The organism is Sphingomonas sp. CFBP9019, assembly GCF_034045155.1.
GTDB classification, from domain to species: Bacteria; Pseudomonadota; Alphaproteobacteria; order Sphingomonadales; family Sphingomonadaceae; genus Sphingomonas; species Sphingomonas aerolata.
In genome coordinates this window covers 545,565-558,031 of record NZ_JAXCWK010000002.1, presented here as the reverse complement: position 1 = coordinate 558,031, position 12,467 = coordinate 545,565, and the positions used below count along the sequence as shown (strand labels likewise).

Annotated in this window: 14 protein-coding genes; 5 read left to right on the top strand and 9 right to left on the bottom strand. The window is 66.5% G+C overall.

From position 1 onward, the window contains the following. The first annotated feature begins 26 nt into the window (after positions 1-26). A complete protein-coding gene (locus SOM18_RS06600; RefSeq protein WP_081874133.1) occupies positions 27-1,343 on the top strand; it encodes a sensor histidine kinase in 1,317 nt (438 codons plus the stop codon). Between the two features lie 145 nt (positions 1,344-1,488). On the opposite strand, the gene SOM18_RS06595 is transcribed toward SOM18_RS06600, so the two are convergent. From SOM18_RS06595 to SOM18_RS06580, 4 genes are all read right to left on the bottom strand, one after another. Continuing rightward, positions 1,489-2,778: an MFS transporter gene (locus SOM18_RS06595; protein WP_031395035.1), complete on the bottom strand. Its 1,290-nt coding sequence runs from the start codon at positions 2,776-2,778 to the stop codon at positions 1,489-1,491. Then, complete coding sequence (locus tag SOM18_RS06590; protein WP_320481467.1) at positions 2,778-4,865, bottom strand: M3 family metallopeptidase; 2,088 nt, start codon at positions 4,863-4,865, stop codon at positions 2,778-2,780. The genes SOM18_RS06595 and SOM18_RS06590 overlap by 1 nt, the downstream gene beginning before the upstream one ends. Before the next feature lie 177 nt (positions 4,866-5,042). After that, positions 5,043-5,261, bottom strand: coding sequence for a hypothetical protein (locus tag SOM18_RS06585; RefSeq protein WP_042466584.1), 219 nt, complete (start codon positions 5,259-5,261; stop codon positions 5,043-5,045). Then, positions 5,258-5,992, bottom strand: coding sequence for a Crp/Fnr family transcriptional regulator (locus tag SOM18_RS06580; RefSeq protein ID WP_031439599.1), 735 nt, complete (start codon positions 5,990-5,992; stop codon positions 5,258-5,260). The genes SOM18_RS06585 and SOM18_RS06580 overlap by 4 nt, the downstream gene beginning before the upstream one ends. A 122-nt stretch (positions 5,993-6,114) precedes the next feature. Between SOM18_RS06580 and gntA the strand changes: the two genes are divergently transcribed. Both gntA and SOM18_RS06570 read left to right on the top strand, forming a co-directional pair. Beyond that, positions 6,115-6,813 (top strand): guanitoxin biosynthesis heme-dependent pre-guanitoxin N-hydroxylase GntA, encoded by a 699-nt coding sequence (gene gntA / locus SOM18_RS06575; RefSeq protein ID WP_031439600.1) that lies wholly within the window; start codon positions 6,115-6,117, stop codon positions 6,811-6,813. After that, positions 6,806-7,387 (top strand): DUF1989 domain-containing protein, encoded by a 582-nt coding sequence (locus SOM18_RS06570; protein WP_031439601.1) that lies wholly within the window; start codon positions 6,806-6,808, stop codon positions 7,385-7,387. Before gntA ends, SOM18_RS06570 begins: the two co-directional genes overlap by 8 nt. A gap of 39 nt (positions 7,388-7,426) precedes the next feature. On the opposite strand, the gene SOM18_RS06565 is transcribed toward SOM18_RS06570, so the two are convergent. Then, entirely contained in the window at positions 7,427-7,837 is a 411-nt protein-coding gene (locus SOM18_RS06565) for a (deoxy)nucleoside triphosphate pyrophosphohydrolase (RefSeq protein ID WP_031439602.1), read from the bottom strand. 31 nt (positions 7,838-7,868) lie between these two features. Between SOM18_RS06565 and SOM18_RS06560 the strand changes: the two genes are divergently transcribed. Both SOM18_RS06560 and SOM18_RS06555 read left to right on the top strand, forming a co-directional pair. Beyond that, positions 7,869-8,084, top strand: coding sequence for a Flp family type IVb pilin (locus tag SOM18_RS06560; RefSeq protein WP_081874134.1), 216 nt, complete (start codon positions 7,869-7,871; stop codon positions 8,082-8,084). Between the two features lie 120 nt (positions 8,085-8,204). Continuing rightward, complete coding sequence (locus SOM18_RS06555) at positions 8,205-8,378, top strand: Flp family type IVb pilin (protein WP_031396231.1); 174 nt, start codon at positions 8,205-8,207, stop codon at positions 8,376-8,378. A 76-nt stretch (positions 8,379-8,454) separates the two neighbouring features. On the opposite strand, the gene SOM18_RS06550 is transcribed toward SOM18_RS06555, so the two are convergent. Genes SOM18_RS06550 through SOM18_RS06535 form a run of 4 tightly spaced genes read right to left on the bottom strand, consistent with a single transcriptional unit; the run spans position 8,455 to position 12,414 of the window. Continuing rightward, positions 8,455-9,402 carry an acetyl-CoA carboxylase carboxyltransferase subunit alpha gene (locus tag SOM18_RS06550; protein WP_031396232.1) on the bottom strand — a complete coding sequence of 316 codons (948 nt, stop codon included), beginning with the start codon at positions 9,400-9,402 and terminating at the stop codon, positions 8,455-8,457. Between the two features lie 31 nt (positions 9,403-9,433). Further along, entirely contained in the window at positions 9,434-10,384 is a 951-nt protein-coding gene (locus SOM18_RS06545; protein ID WP_042466585.1) for a tyrosine-type recombinase/integrase, read from the bottom strand. A gap of 13 nt (positions 10,385-10,397) precedes the next feature. Continuing rightward, positions 10,398-12,296, bottom strand: coding sequence for a hypothetical protein (locus tag SOM18_RS06540; protein ID WP_031439605.1), 1,899 nt, complete (start codon positions 12,294-12,296; stop codon positions 10,398-10,400). Next, positions 12,280-12,414, bottom strand: coding sequence for a hypothetical protein (locus tag SOM18_RS06535; RefSeq protein ID WP_260171443.1), 135 nt, complete (start codon positions 12,412-12,414; stop codon positions 12,280-12,282). Before SOM18_RS06535 ends, SOM18_RS06540 begins: the two co-directional genes overlap by 17 nt. Positions 12,415-12,467 lie beyond the last annotated feature (53 nt).

Below are 12,467 nucleotides of genomic sequence, written 5' to 3'. Positions count from 1 at the left end.
CCTGGCCGCGCAGTCTGGCAGGGCAGATGGCTCTGCTGATCGCACTCGCCCTGTTCGTCGCGCAGGCGATCAATTTCGGGCTCATCCTTCGCGACCGGACCGAATTCCGTCTCGCCCAGGCGACGCGACCGGTGGCGACCCGGATTGCCGATGCGCTCGAACGCGAGGCGCATGCCGGGCGACCGCTGACCGCCGACCGCGGCCGGGTCCGTCGCCTCACCGCCAATCCGCTCGCCCCCTTCGCCTATCAGCGGCATCCGGAGGTCGCGGCGGAACTCCGTCGCCAGCTTGCCGACCAAGGGCTGACGGTGGGCCGGATCGATACCGGTCTGCGCCCGGTTTCCGACGACGATGCCGGGTCCCGGCGGCGGGAGGGTCGTCGCAACGCCGACCGGCGGGGCGACCTGCAGGGCCCCACGCTGGTGATCGCGGTCGAACAGCCGGGCCGCGGGTGGCTGGCGATCACCGCGCCGTGGCCGCAGCCGGGTTGGCGGCTGCTGTTCGCACTGTTGAGCCAGACCGCGATCCTGTACGTCATCGTGCTGTTGCCGGTGCTGTGGATCGTCCGGCGGATGTCGCGCCCGTTGCGCGATCTGCGCGCTGCGGCGGAGGCGTTCCGGCCGGGCGAGCCGGGTATCGCGCTGTCGGTTCGCGGCCCCGACGACGTCGCCGCGCTGGTCGGCGCATTCAACGCGCTGCGGCTGCGCGTCACCGCGATGCTCGACGAGAAGGATCGGATGCTCGGCGCGATCGGCCATGACCTGCGCACGCCGCTGGCAGCACTGCGTGTTCGTATCGAATCGGTCGAGGACGACACCGATCGCACGCGGATGGCGGACACGATCGCCGAGATGAACCGCACGCTCGACGACATCCTGTCGCTTGCCCGGCTCGGCCGTCCGAGCGAGCCGCCGACCGATGTCGATCTGGCGGCGCTGGTCGACGCGGTGGTCGAGGATTTCCGCGATATCGGTGACAATGTGACGTTCGTCGAGGCGGGGCGGCTGCGGATGCACTTGCGCCCCTCGCTGATCCGACGTGCAGTTCGCAACCTGATCGAGAATGCGGTCAAATATGGTGTTTCGGCGGAGGTCCGCGTCGAGGCGGATGCGCATCGCGTCGCGATCGTCGTCGCCGATCAAGGACCCGGGATCCCCGAGGATCGCATGGGCGACGTGTTCGACGCGTTCACCCGGCTGGAAACGTCGCGCAATCGTGAGACCGGTGGCATCGGACTGGGCCTCGCGCTCGCCCGCGCCATCATCCGCGAGGCCGGCGGCGAGATCCGCCTCGTCAACCGCACCGGTGGCGGCCTGGACGCGATCATCGAACTCCCGCGCTGAGGCGTAGCCGGGCGCACACGTCCACCCAAAACCCGTCATCCTGGGCTCGACCCAGGATCCAGAGCCACGCATGCTGCGACATTGGGCTCTGGATCCTGACTTTCGTCAGGATGACGGAGGTTGTGAAGCCAGCGGGCCGAAGCCCCTAGTCCTCGACGATCTGGCTGTTCGTCCGCGTATCCTTCATCCGCAGATACACGATCAGCGACACCGCGATCATGCCGGTTACATACCAGTAGAAGCCGCGCTCGAACCCGGAATCCTTGAACTTGAGTGCGACATATTCGGCGGTCCCGCCGAACAGCGTGTTGGCGAGCGCGTAGGGCAACGCCACGCCCAGCGCACGGATATGCGCGGGAAACAGCTCGGCCTTCACGACCGCATTGATCGAGGTGTAGCCCGTCACGATCAGCAGCGCCGCCATCACGAGCAACCCGGCATAGACCGGGTTGGTCGCCGTCTCGAGCGCAGTGAAGATCGGATAGGTGAACAGCACGCCTGCAATGCCGAACGCGATCATCAGCGGCTTGCGGCCGACCCGATCCGACAGCCCGCCCGCGATCGGCTGGAGCAGCATGAACACGAACAGCGTCGCGGCATTGATCTGGCTCGCCACCTCACGGCTGAAGCCGCTCGTGTTCACCAGGAACTTCTGCATGTAGATGGAGTAGGCATAGAAGGCGAGCGTGCCGCCTGCCGTCAGCAGCATCACCGTCATCGTCTCGCGCGGATGCTTGGTGATCAGCTGGAGGAAGCCCGACTTGGGCTTGCCGTCGCCCGCCTCGGACTTGGCATTCTCGAAGCTCTGCGTTTCGGCCAGCCCGCGACGAATGTAGAACACCACCACGGCCAGGACCGCACCGATCGCGAACGGAATGCGCCAGCCCCAGGAATCGAGTGCCGCCTCGCTCATCGTCGACTGGAGCACCAGCAGCACGCAGATCGCGAGCAGCTGTCCCGAGATCAGCGTGACATACTGAAACGACGAGAAGAACCCGCGGCGATCCTTGCCCGCCATCTCGGTCAGATACGTCGCCGACGCGCCATATTCACCGCCGACCGACAGCCCCTGCATCAGGCGTGCGATCACCAGCATGATCGGCGCGAACACGCCGATCGTCTCGTATCCCGGCGTGCAGGCGATGATCAGCGACCCCGCGCACATCAGCGTCACCGCAACGGTCAGCCCCGCCTTGCGGCCGTGGCGATCCGAATAGACCCCCATGATCCACGCGCCGATCGGTCGCATCAAAAAGCCGACGGCAAAGATCGCCGCCGCGCTCAGCAGCTGCGCCGTGCGGTCGGTTGAGGGGAAGAAGTGCGGCGCGAAGTAGAGCGTGAAGGCCGAATAGACGTACCAGTCGAACCATTCGACGAGATTGCCGGTCGATCCGCCGATGATCGCTTTCAGGCGTGTCTTCTGATCGGGGGCCATTAGTTCGCGTCCTGTGCGGCTTGGGTTGGGGCGAAGCCGCGCTTCTTGAGCAACGCGTTCACATCCGGGTCGCGACCGCGAAAGGCGCGATACGCCTCGGCACGATCGGTCTCGTTACCCGTCGACAGCAGGAGCCTTGCGAACTTGTCCGCGGTCGGCTTGTCCCAGGGGCTGCCCGCCTCCTCGAACGCAGCGAACGTGTCCGCGTCCATCGTCTCGGACCAGAGATAGCTGTAATAGCCCGCCGAATAGCTGTCGGACGAGAACAGATGCTGGAACTGCGGCACGCGGTGCCGCATCACCAGCTGCTTGGGCATGCCGATCTCGGCGAGCGTCGCCGCCTCGAACTTGTCCGGGTCGATCACGCCATTGGCCACGGTGTGGATCTTCATGTCGACGATCGCCGACGACAGATATTCCGCGGTGGCAAAGCCTTGGTTGAACGTCCGTGACTTCTCGATCTTGTCGAGCAGATCCTGCGGCATCGCCGCCTTGGTCTGGTAATGCCGCGCATATTTGTCGAGCACGTCGCGAGTGAGCAGCCAATGCTCGTTCACCTGGCTCGGATATTCGACGAAGTCGCGCGGCGTCCCTGCAAGGCCCGGATACTGGACGTTCTGCAGCATCGCGTGGATCGCATGGCCGAATTCGTGGAACAGCGTCTGCGCATCGTCGAGGCTGATCAGGATCGGCTCGCCAGGTGCGCCCTTGGCGAAATTGTTGTTGTTCGACGACAGCACCAGCTGCGCCGGGGCCAGCCCGCGCTGCCCGCGATAGGTGTTCGCCCAGGCGCCCGACCGCTTGCCCGTCCGCGCGAAATCGTCGCGATAGAACAGCCCGACATCCTTGCCGGCCTTGTCCGTCACGCTCCACACACGCATGTTCGGCTCGAACACCGGCACCGTGCCGGTGATCTCCTTGAAGTTCACCCCGTACAGCCGGTTGGCGGCGTAGAGCGATCCCTGGATGATGTTGCCGAGCTCGAAATACGGCTTGAGCTGCGCCTGGTCGAGATCGTAGCGGCTCTTGCGGACCTTCTCCTGGTAGAAGCGGTAATCCCAGGGCTCGATCGTCAGCGACGTGCCGGCGATCTTCTGCATGTCGGCGACTTCCTCGGCGACGCGTCCCTTGGCGGCGGGCCAGACACGCATCATCAGGTCCATCGCCGCGGCGGGCGTCTTGGCCATCGTGTCCTGCATCCGCCAGTCGGCGTGCGTCTTGAACCCGAGCAGATGCGCGCGGTCGGCACGCAGCTTGACGATCTGCGCGATCGTCGCGTTCGTGTCGTTGGCATCGCCGTTATCGCCGCGATCGACGAACGCGCGCCACACCTTCTCACGCAGGGCGCGGTCGGTCGCGTAGGTCAGCACCGGATCGACCGCCGAGCGCGTGTTGACGATCGCGAAGCCCGGCAGCTTGCGCTCGGCCGCCGCGGCCTTGGCGACGGCCTTCACGCTGTCGGGAAGCCCGGCCAGCTGCGCCTCGTCGGTGACCGAGATCGCCTTGCTCTCGTCGGCGAGCAGCTTCTCGCCAAAGGTCGAGAACTGCGTCGCCAGCTGCTGGTTATACTGGGACAGCTGCGCCTTCTGCGCATCGTTCAGTTTCGCGCCCTGGCGCACATAGCTGTCATAGATCCGCGTCACGAGCCGGATCTGCTGCGCGTCCAGCCCACTCGAGTTGCGCGCGTCGTAGATCGCCTGGATCCGCGCAAACAGCGGCTTGTCGAACGTGATGGCATCCGACGCGGCGGAGAATTTGGGCGACCATTCGCGGTCGAGCTTCTGATAGGCGGGCGTGTTCATGTTGCCCGTCATCACGCCGAACAGCGTCATCACCTGCCCGTAGCGCTTGCCCGCAAGCTGCATCGGCACGATCGTGTTCGCGAAGGTCGGCTTGGCCGGGTTGTCTGCGATCTTGCGATATTCGGCGGTGCGCTCCGCCAGCGTCGTCTCGAACGCCTGCGGGAACAGTTCGGGGCGGACCTTGTCCCAGGGCGGCACCCCGCCTGCGGGGCCGGTCCAGTCGGCAAGCAGCGGATTGGCGGAGGGCGCGACCGCGGTCTGCGCCATGGTAGATGCTGACGCCATCAATGCGGCTGCACTGATTGCGAAGGGTAGAAAATGCACATGGTTCTCCCGGACGATGTTGACGCCATCATAGAGACAATGTGCAGATGCGGAACCCCGCGTACCGCGGCAGCACCCCCCGGCCCGCGCTGGCAGGCCGTGTCCATGGTGCCAAAGGACCGGTCAGGCTGCCCGGGACTAGACGTCGTCAGACGCCTCTGAATGCCCATCCATAGCGTTTAAAGGCGGGGTCTGCTGTTCAGCCAAACGTGCCGCCTCGATCAGCCGGCGGCCCGTTTCGGCCGCCGCCGCGGGCGTCATCGCGATCGCCAGGCCATTGGGACCATCGAGCGTCACCTGCCCCTGCTCGGCCGCCGCTACGCCCGGCTCGTCCTCCGGCTTCAACCTGTCGTTCATGCAAAGGCTCCGGCGGGGGTGGCGCTCGTCCCGTAAAGATAGTCGGGATGAAATTCCCCAACACTCGCCAGCCCGGCTGGATCCATGATCTCGACGGTATTTGCCCGGAATGTCACCAGCTTGCGCTCTCGCAGCAGGCGCAGCACGCGATTGACGTGGACGCCGGTGATGCCGCAGGCCTCCGCTAGATCGGGCTGGGTCATCGGCAGCGCGTAGCGGCCGTCCTTCGCCAAGCCGACCATCGCCAGTCGTGCGTAAATCTCGCAGAACAGATGCGCCACGCGGCCCTCGGCGCCGAGCCGCCCCATCCGGAAAATCCATTCGCGGTGCATCGCCGCATCGAGCAAAGTGCTGAACCAGAGCCGCTGCGTCAGATGCGGATGCCGTTCCGTAATCGTCTTCAGCGTCGCATGGTCGAACGTCGCGACCTTTACTGGCCCCAAAGTCGCGACGTCATGATCCAGCCGCTTCATCGGGAAGGCGTGAAGATCGACAAAATCCCCCGGGATATGGACGGCGACGAGCTGCCGCAGACCATCCCGATCATCCATGTAACGGCAGATGAACCCTTCGAGCAGCAGTGTGCTCGTCTGGACGGGCTGGCCGGCACGCACGAGGCGATGGCGCGGCGGCAGCGACCTTACCTCGGCGACGCTGTCCTCCAGGATCTGCTTTTCCTGTGCGCTCAGGTCCTCGCGGCCTCGGCCCAGCAAGAATTTTTCCGTCAGCATGCCTGTTTCCCCACCGCAATACCGCGCACGTGACGCGCTCATCAGCGGATTCATATTGATCGAGATGAGTCAATCGCGTCGAAGGCGAAACAAAGCCGCCGGCCATCTGTTCCTCGTCGACTATGTATCAGCCGCAATCCCAAAACGACCATCCGCTCGCACGCGCGTTCATCGCGACGATCAAGGACACTGCCTTCCCGTGTGTCGGCGCCAAGTCGGCGCTGGCGAAGGGGCAGATGGACATCATCGTTGCGCGCGACCTTCGATCGGCATGGGACGACCTGCGCATCCTGCCCATGTTGGGCGACACGGTCCGCAAATATCACCAGGATCGCGCGATCTTCCGTACGCTCGTGGTGTTGTTCGAAGGCCCGGCCGACAGTGCCACGCACCTGAGCGAAGAGGAATTCGAATCGCACCTCTGGGCGCGGGCCCAGTCGCTGAGCGACAAGGACGCGTGGCTAGGCCATCGTCCCGATCCCTCGGTCAGCGCCGATCCCGACGATCCGCATTTTTCGCTGAGCTTTTCCGGCGAGGCGTTTTTCGTCGTCGGCCTGCACCCGCAGGCGAGCCGTCCCGCACGGCGTTTCGAGGCGCCGGCGATGGTGTTCAACCTCCACGACCAGTTTGAGGTGCTGCGGACGCAACAGCGCTACGACAAGCTGCGGACGTCGATCCTGGCGCGCGATCTCGAGCTGGCGGGGTCGATGAACCCGATGCTTGCGCGCCACGGCGAATCGAGCGAGGCACGCCAGTATAGCGGGCGGGTCGTCGACGATTCCTGGAAATGCCCGTTCAAGCGGAGCAGTGCACATGGTTGAGACGATCAGTCCCCGGTCGGGGACAGCCTTCACGCTCGATCGCGGCCAGACGCTGACCGTGATCGATCCCGAGGGCCGGCAGGTCGCCGATCTGCTGGCCTATAGCCGCGCCGACACGCGCGAGGTGATTTCGTCCGGGCGAACGCTGGACTATGCCAGCCGGCTGTACTTGACCACCGGCGACCGGCTCTATTCGAACCGCAGCACCGTGATGCTCGACATCATCGCCGACGATGTCGGCCGGCATGATTTCCTGCTGACGCCGTGTTCGAAGGAAACCTTCGCGATCATCTACGGCGACACCGATCCGCACCGGGGCTGCTTCGGCAATCTCGCGGCCGCGCTCGCGCCTTATGGTATCGAGCCGGACGCGATCCCGGTCGCGTTCAACTGCTTTATGAACGTGCCGATCGATGGCACGACCGGGGCGTTCACGGTCGAACCACCGCTCAGCCGCGCCGGCGACACCGTCACGTTCCGCGCAGAGATGGACCTGATCATCGGCCTGACCGCTTGTTCTGCGCTCCAGTCCAATGGCGGCGCGTTCAAGCCGATCCAGTACCGGATCGACTGACGCAATGTGCCCTTTGGCGCCGAAACGCCGAGGGTACGCTTACAGCAAGGCGTCGAGTAGTCCGATCAACGGCCGGTCGGCAGGTGGCATCGGCAGGTCGTGCATGTCCATCGGGCGGACCCAGCGTAACGCGGTCGCTTCGAGCGCGCGAGGCACGCCGGTCCATTTGCGCGTGATGTACAGCAGCAGAAGCAGATGCCGGTCGTCGAGCGGCGCACTGGCAAACGCGGCGGGGGCAAGGCAGGCCTGCGGCACGGTGATCGCCAGTTCCTCTTCAAGCTCGCGGATTAAGGCGGCTTCGGGCGTCTCGCCCGGCTCGACCTTGCCGCCCGGAAACTCCCACAGCCCGGCCAGCGAGCGGCCCTCGGGGCGCTGCTGCAGCAGGACGCGGCCGTCCGCATCGACCAGCGCTGCGGCGACGACCGGCAATAAGTAAGCGGCTTTGGTCATTCATTAATCTCCGCGCTGTATAGGGCACGCAATGAGGCCGAAGCTGATCGTCGTAAAGACCATGCGTCGCAAGATCCGCGCCGCTGCGACCGCGCTCATCACGGACCGGCGCGGCGCTACTGCAGTTGAATACGGGCTTATTCTTGCGCTCGTCGTTCTCGGCATGATCGCCGGACTCGTCTATCTTGCTGATGGCATCACGGCGCTCTGGGGCATGCTGCACAACCGAGTCGCTAACGCGCGCTAACCATAGCAAAAATCTGCCCGTTTAAGCTTTTCTCAATGGGTCACGTCTAGTCACCAAATTGCTGATCCGGTGTAGCCCCGGGCGGCCGGGTGACTGATGCTTTTAACGATGGAGACCGGAATGCAGACGCTTCGGAAGATTTTCAAGAATACCAAGGGCGCAACCGCAATCGAGTACGGCCTGATCGCCGCGCTGATCGCCGTCGCAGCCATCGCCGCGATGCAGGGCCTGGGTGGCAGCCTGAACAAGACGTTCAACAACGTCTCGACCAAGCTGAACGGCTCGACGACCTGATCTGCTCGGTCCCAGGATCGAAACGAAACGCATAGGGCGGCGGATCTTCGGATCCGCCGCCCTTTCGTTGTCGGGCTCAGAGACGGCCCATCTTGAGGAACTTGGCCTGGCGCTCCTTGCGCAGCTCGACCGGCGACAAAGGAACGAGCGAGTCGAGTGCATCCGTCAGCGCGCTGCCCAGCGCGTCGATCGCCACCGCGCGGTCACGGTGCGCGCCACCCAGCGGTTCGGGGACGATCGTGTCGATCACGCCGAACGCCTTTAGATCCTGCGCCGTGATGCGCATCGCCTCCGCGGCCTCGGCCGCCTTGTCCGCGGTACGCCACAGGATCGACGCACAGCCTTCGGGGCTGATCACCGAATAAATGGCATGTTCGAACATCAGCACGCGGTTGCCCGCCGCCAGCGCGACCGCGCCACCTGATCCGCCCTCGCCGACGATCGCCGAGACGATCGGCACGCCTGCGTTCAAGCAGGCTTCGGTCGACCGGGCGATCGCCTCCGCCTGTCCGCGCTCTTCCGCCTGGATGCCGGGAAACGCCCCCGACGTGTCGACCAGCGTCACGATCGGCAGGCCGAAACGGTCCGCGAGTTCAACGAGGCGGATCGCCTTGCGATAGCCCTCGGGCTTGCCCATGCCGAAATTGTGCCGCAACCGGCTCGCGGTATCGTCGCCCTTCTCATGGCCGAGCACCATGATCTTGCGGCCGCGGAACGTCGCAAAGCCTCCCAGGATCGCCTGGTCGTCGCCGAACGCCCGGTCACCGGCGAGCGGCACGAATTCCTCGAACAGCGCGGCCGCATAATCCTTGAAGTGCGGCCGCTCGGGATGGCGCGCGACCTGCGTCTTCTGCCACGGCGTCAACCGGGCGAATGTGTCCTTCAGCAGCTTGTCGGATTTCGCCTGCAACCGCATGATATCGGCGGACAGATCGAGATTGCCATCGCTGGCGGTCTCACGAAGTTCGTCGATCCGCCCCTGCAGTTCGGCGATGGGTTTCTCAAAGTCGAGGAAGCTTGGCATCCGCGTCGGTTACGGGGCGCGCGCCGGAACGTCAACGTGAGGTCGCGTGCTCAGGATCGGTCAGGGGGTGGCGGGTGTTGACGAGCTCGATGAGTTTGCTCGCCTCGACATGCGTATAGATCTCCGTGGTCGCGATATCGGCATGCCCGAGCATCGCCTGCAACGCCCTCAGATCGGCGCCCCCCGCGAGCAGATGCGTCGCGAAGGCGTGGCGCAGGACATGCGGGCTGACGCGGTCGGGGGGCACCCCCGCCTCTGCCGCCAGCGCCTTGACGATCTGGTACAGGCGAATTCGTGACAAATGCCCCTTGCCTGAGGGGAACAGCCAGGGCTGATCCGCCGCGACGTGCGTGCGCCACAGCGCGACGGCGGCACGCGCCCGGTCCGAGATCGGCACGAGCCGCTCGCGTCCGCCCTTGCCGCGCAGGATCAGGAACGGCCGGTCGGGGTGCACCGCGGCGCGTGGCAGGCTGACGAGCTCGGTCGCACGCAGCCCCGATCCGTAAAGAAGTTCGATCAGCGCGGAGAGCCGCAGGTCGACCGGATCCATCGGATCGCGCGCCACGCGCTCGACGATCGCGGCGAACAACCGGTCGACATCGCCGTGGCTGAGGATCTTCGGCAAGGGGCGTGCCGTCCCTGGCCGCGGCAGTGCCTTGCCCGGATCGTCACTGCGATGCCCTTCGTCCGCGAGAAATCCGAAGAACCGGCGCAAGGCTGCAGACTTGCGGCCGACCGTCGCGCGCGACAGGCTGCTCCAGCTGTCCGCCAGCCGCCCCAGCGCATCGCCGTCCGCGCCCGCCAGCGCACCCTCGGCAACGCGTGATGCGAGCATGAGATCGCTGCGATACGCCGCAATCGTGTTCGGCGCAGCGCCCGATTCCGCCGCCATCATCTCGAGGAACCGCTCGATCAGCGCCCGGTCGCTCGCCGCCGGCGGCGCGCGCTCGACCGCATCCGCCCCGGCGACCGCATCGGTCATGATCGGGCCCGCGTCACGCGCGCGCGATTGCCTCAGCCGCGATCATACGCGCCTCGCCCTCAAGACCCACAGCGCGCAACGCGGCGACGATCCGGTACAAGGCCTCGGGCGGCATGCCGTGCCAGCTGGCGGTCTGCATGCCCGTCGCCGCGAGCAGCGCGACCGTCCCCGGCTGGCCCGCTCGCGCTGCCGTGTCGAGCGCACGCGTCCAGCCATTTTCGGTGCCGATCGGAACCGCCAGCGCCTGCGCAGCCCGTTCGATATCGCCCGCGCTCAGACGGCCGAGCCCGGCCAGTCCGGCGAACAGCAGACGCTGCTTCAGGGCCGAATCGCCCCGACCACCGCTATAGGCCGCAAGATCGCCATAGCTCAGGCGACCGGTCGCATCGGGATCCGCCAGCGCGATCATCGCCCAGCCATCGCCCCCCTTGGCGACCGTGCCGCGCCAGCGCGCCGCAGTCCGGTCGAGCCCCGCGGACAGCATCGCAGCGACCATCCGGTCCGCATCGCGTTCGCCATTTGCGGGCGGGATCCGTGCCGCCGCCCGCGCGGTCAGCACCATACGGGCATAGGACGGCCACGCGTCCTCCGCCTTGCCCCAGATCGATCGCAGCGCGGTCATCCGGCCTTCGGCATTGCGGTCGGCATAGGCGGTGCGCAGGTCCTGCACGGTCGCGGCCACCGCGCTCTGCACGCTGTCGTCCGCCTCCGCTGCGGCGTAGAGATCGACCAGCGCCGCGCTCGACAGCACCCCTTGCGCCGCGGCGGCGTCCGCGGCAGGCAGGCGGTCGGCGATCGTCATCGCAGGCGACAGCGCGCGCCAATAGGTCGCCTGCACACCCACGGTCCGGTACAGCGCATCGGGAACGGCGACCCCGGTCGCCATCGCCAGGCCGAACCGCCACGAGGTCAGCTGGTCGACCGAATCCCATTCGATCGTGACCGCCTGACGCCCCTGCCCCCCTGCGCCGACGACCTTCTGCGCGAGCAGCATGTCGACGCCCGACGCGACGTTGCGGCGCCGTGCCGCGGTGATCAGCGTGCCGGCCTGGGTCGGCGATCCCGACAGCCCCGCGCACATCGCCTGCGCCATCGTCCAGCCGCGTGCCGGCGCGCGTAGCATCGCGCCCTCGACGAGCGGGCACAACGCCCCCGGATCGCCCGCGGCGAGACCGGCATTCATCGCCACCTGATAGAGTTTGGGTGTGTAATTGCCGGTATCGACGCCCTGCACCACCGCACGCGCGGCGACGGACTCGCCCATGCGCAGCAACAGCCAGGCGCGCTCGGCGGCGAAATCCGCGCCGTTGACGCCGACCGGGGTCTCGACCCGCGACACGAGCGCTCGCCGCAACAGGATCGACATCCAGCGCGACGGGAGCGGCGCACTCAACCGCCGCATCAGCGTTTCGAGATAGGGGCCCTCGGCATCGCCGAACGCGTCGGCCGCAAGGCCGCCCTCGCCGGGACCGATCGGCCCCACACGGTCGAGCGAACGGCGGGCCGAGGCCGGCATCTCATATTGCGCGAGCACCGCCGGATCGATCGGTGGCGGCGTGTCAGCGGCAGGCGTCGTCGTCAGCGGCGCAACGCTGCCATCAGGTGCGGGCAGCGGCTGGATCGTCGCCATCCCGGCCGGCGGCGCTGGAACGGGAGCGCCGGGGGACGCGGTCGGGCCCGAAGACGGGGTCGTCGGTGCGGACCGGGCTGGTGCCTGTCCGGGCGGCTGGGACTGCGTCGGGTTGGCGGACGGGGGAGTCCGCCGCGGTGCAGGCGCCGGTGTTGGCGTCGTGTCACCGAAACCGGGCGGCAGAAGTGATTCCGGTCGGTCCTGCCCGATCGCCGGCGCGAGCGCGGCAAGGCTGCAGGCGGCGGCGAGCGCCGCCAGCGTGACCTTAGGACAGGTTCGCAAGCGTCACGGCCTTCTCGACTTGCGTCTGCGGGCGCTCCGTGGCGCGTCCGGCGAGCAGGAACAACCCACCGACGACGACGACCAGGATAACGACGACCGAGACTATCAGGCGGGACATACGCAAAACCTTGTAAAAGACTGATAGGACATTGGTGACGGATGCGAATAGGC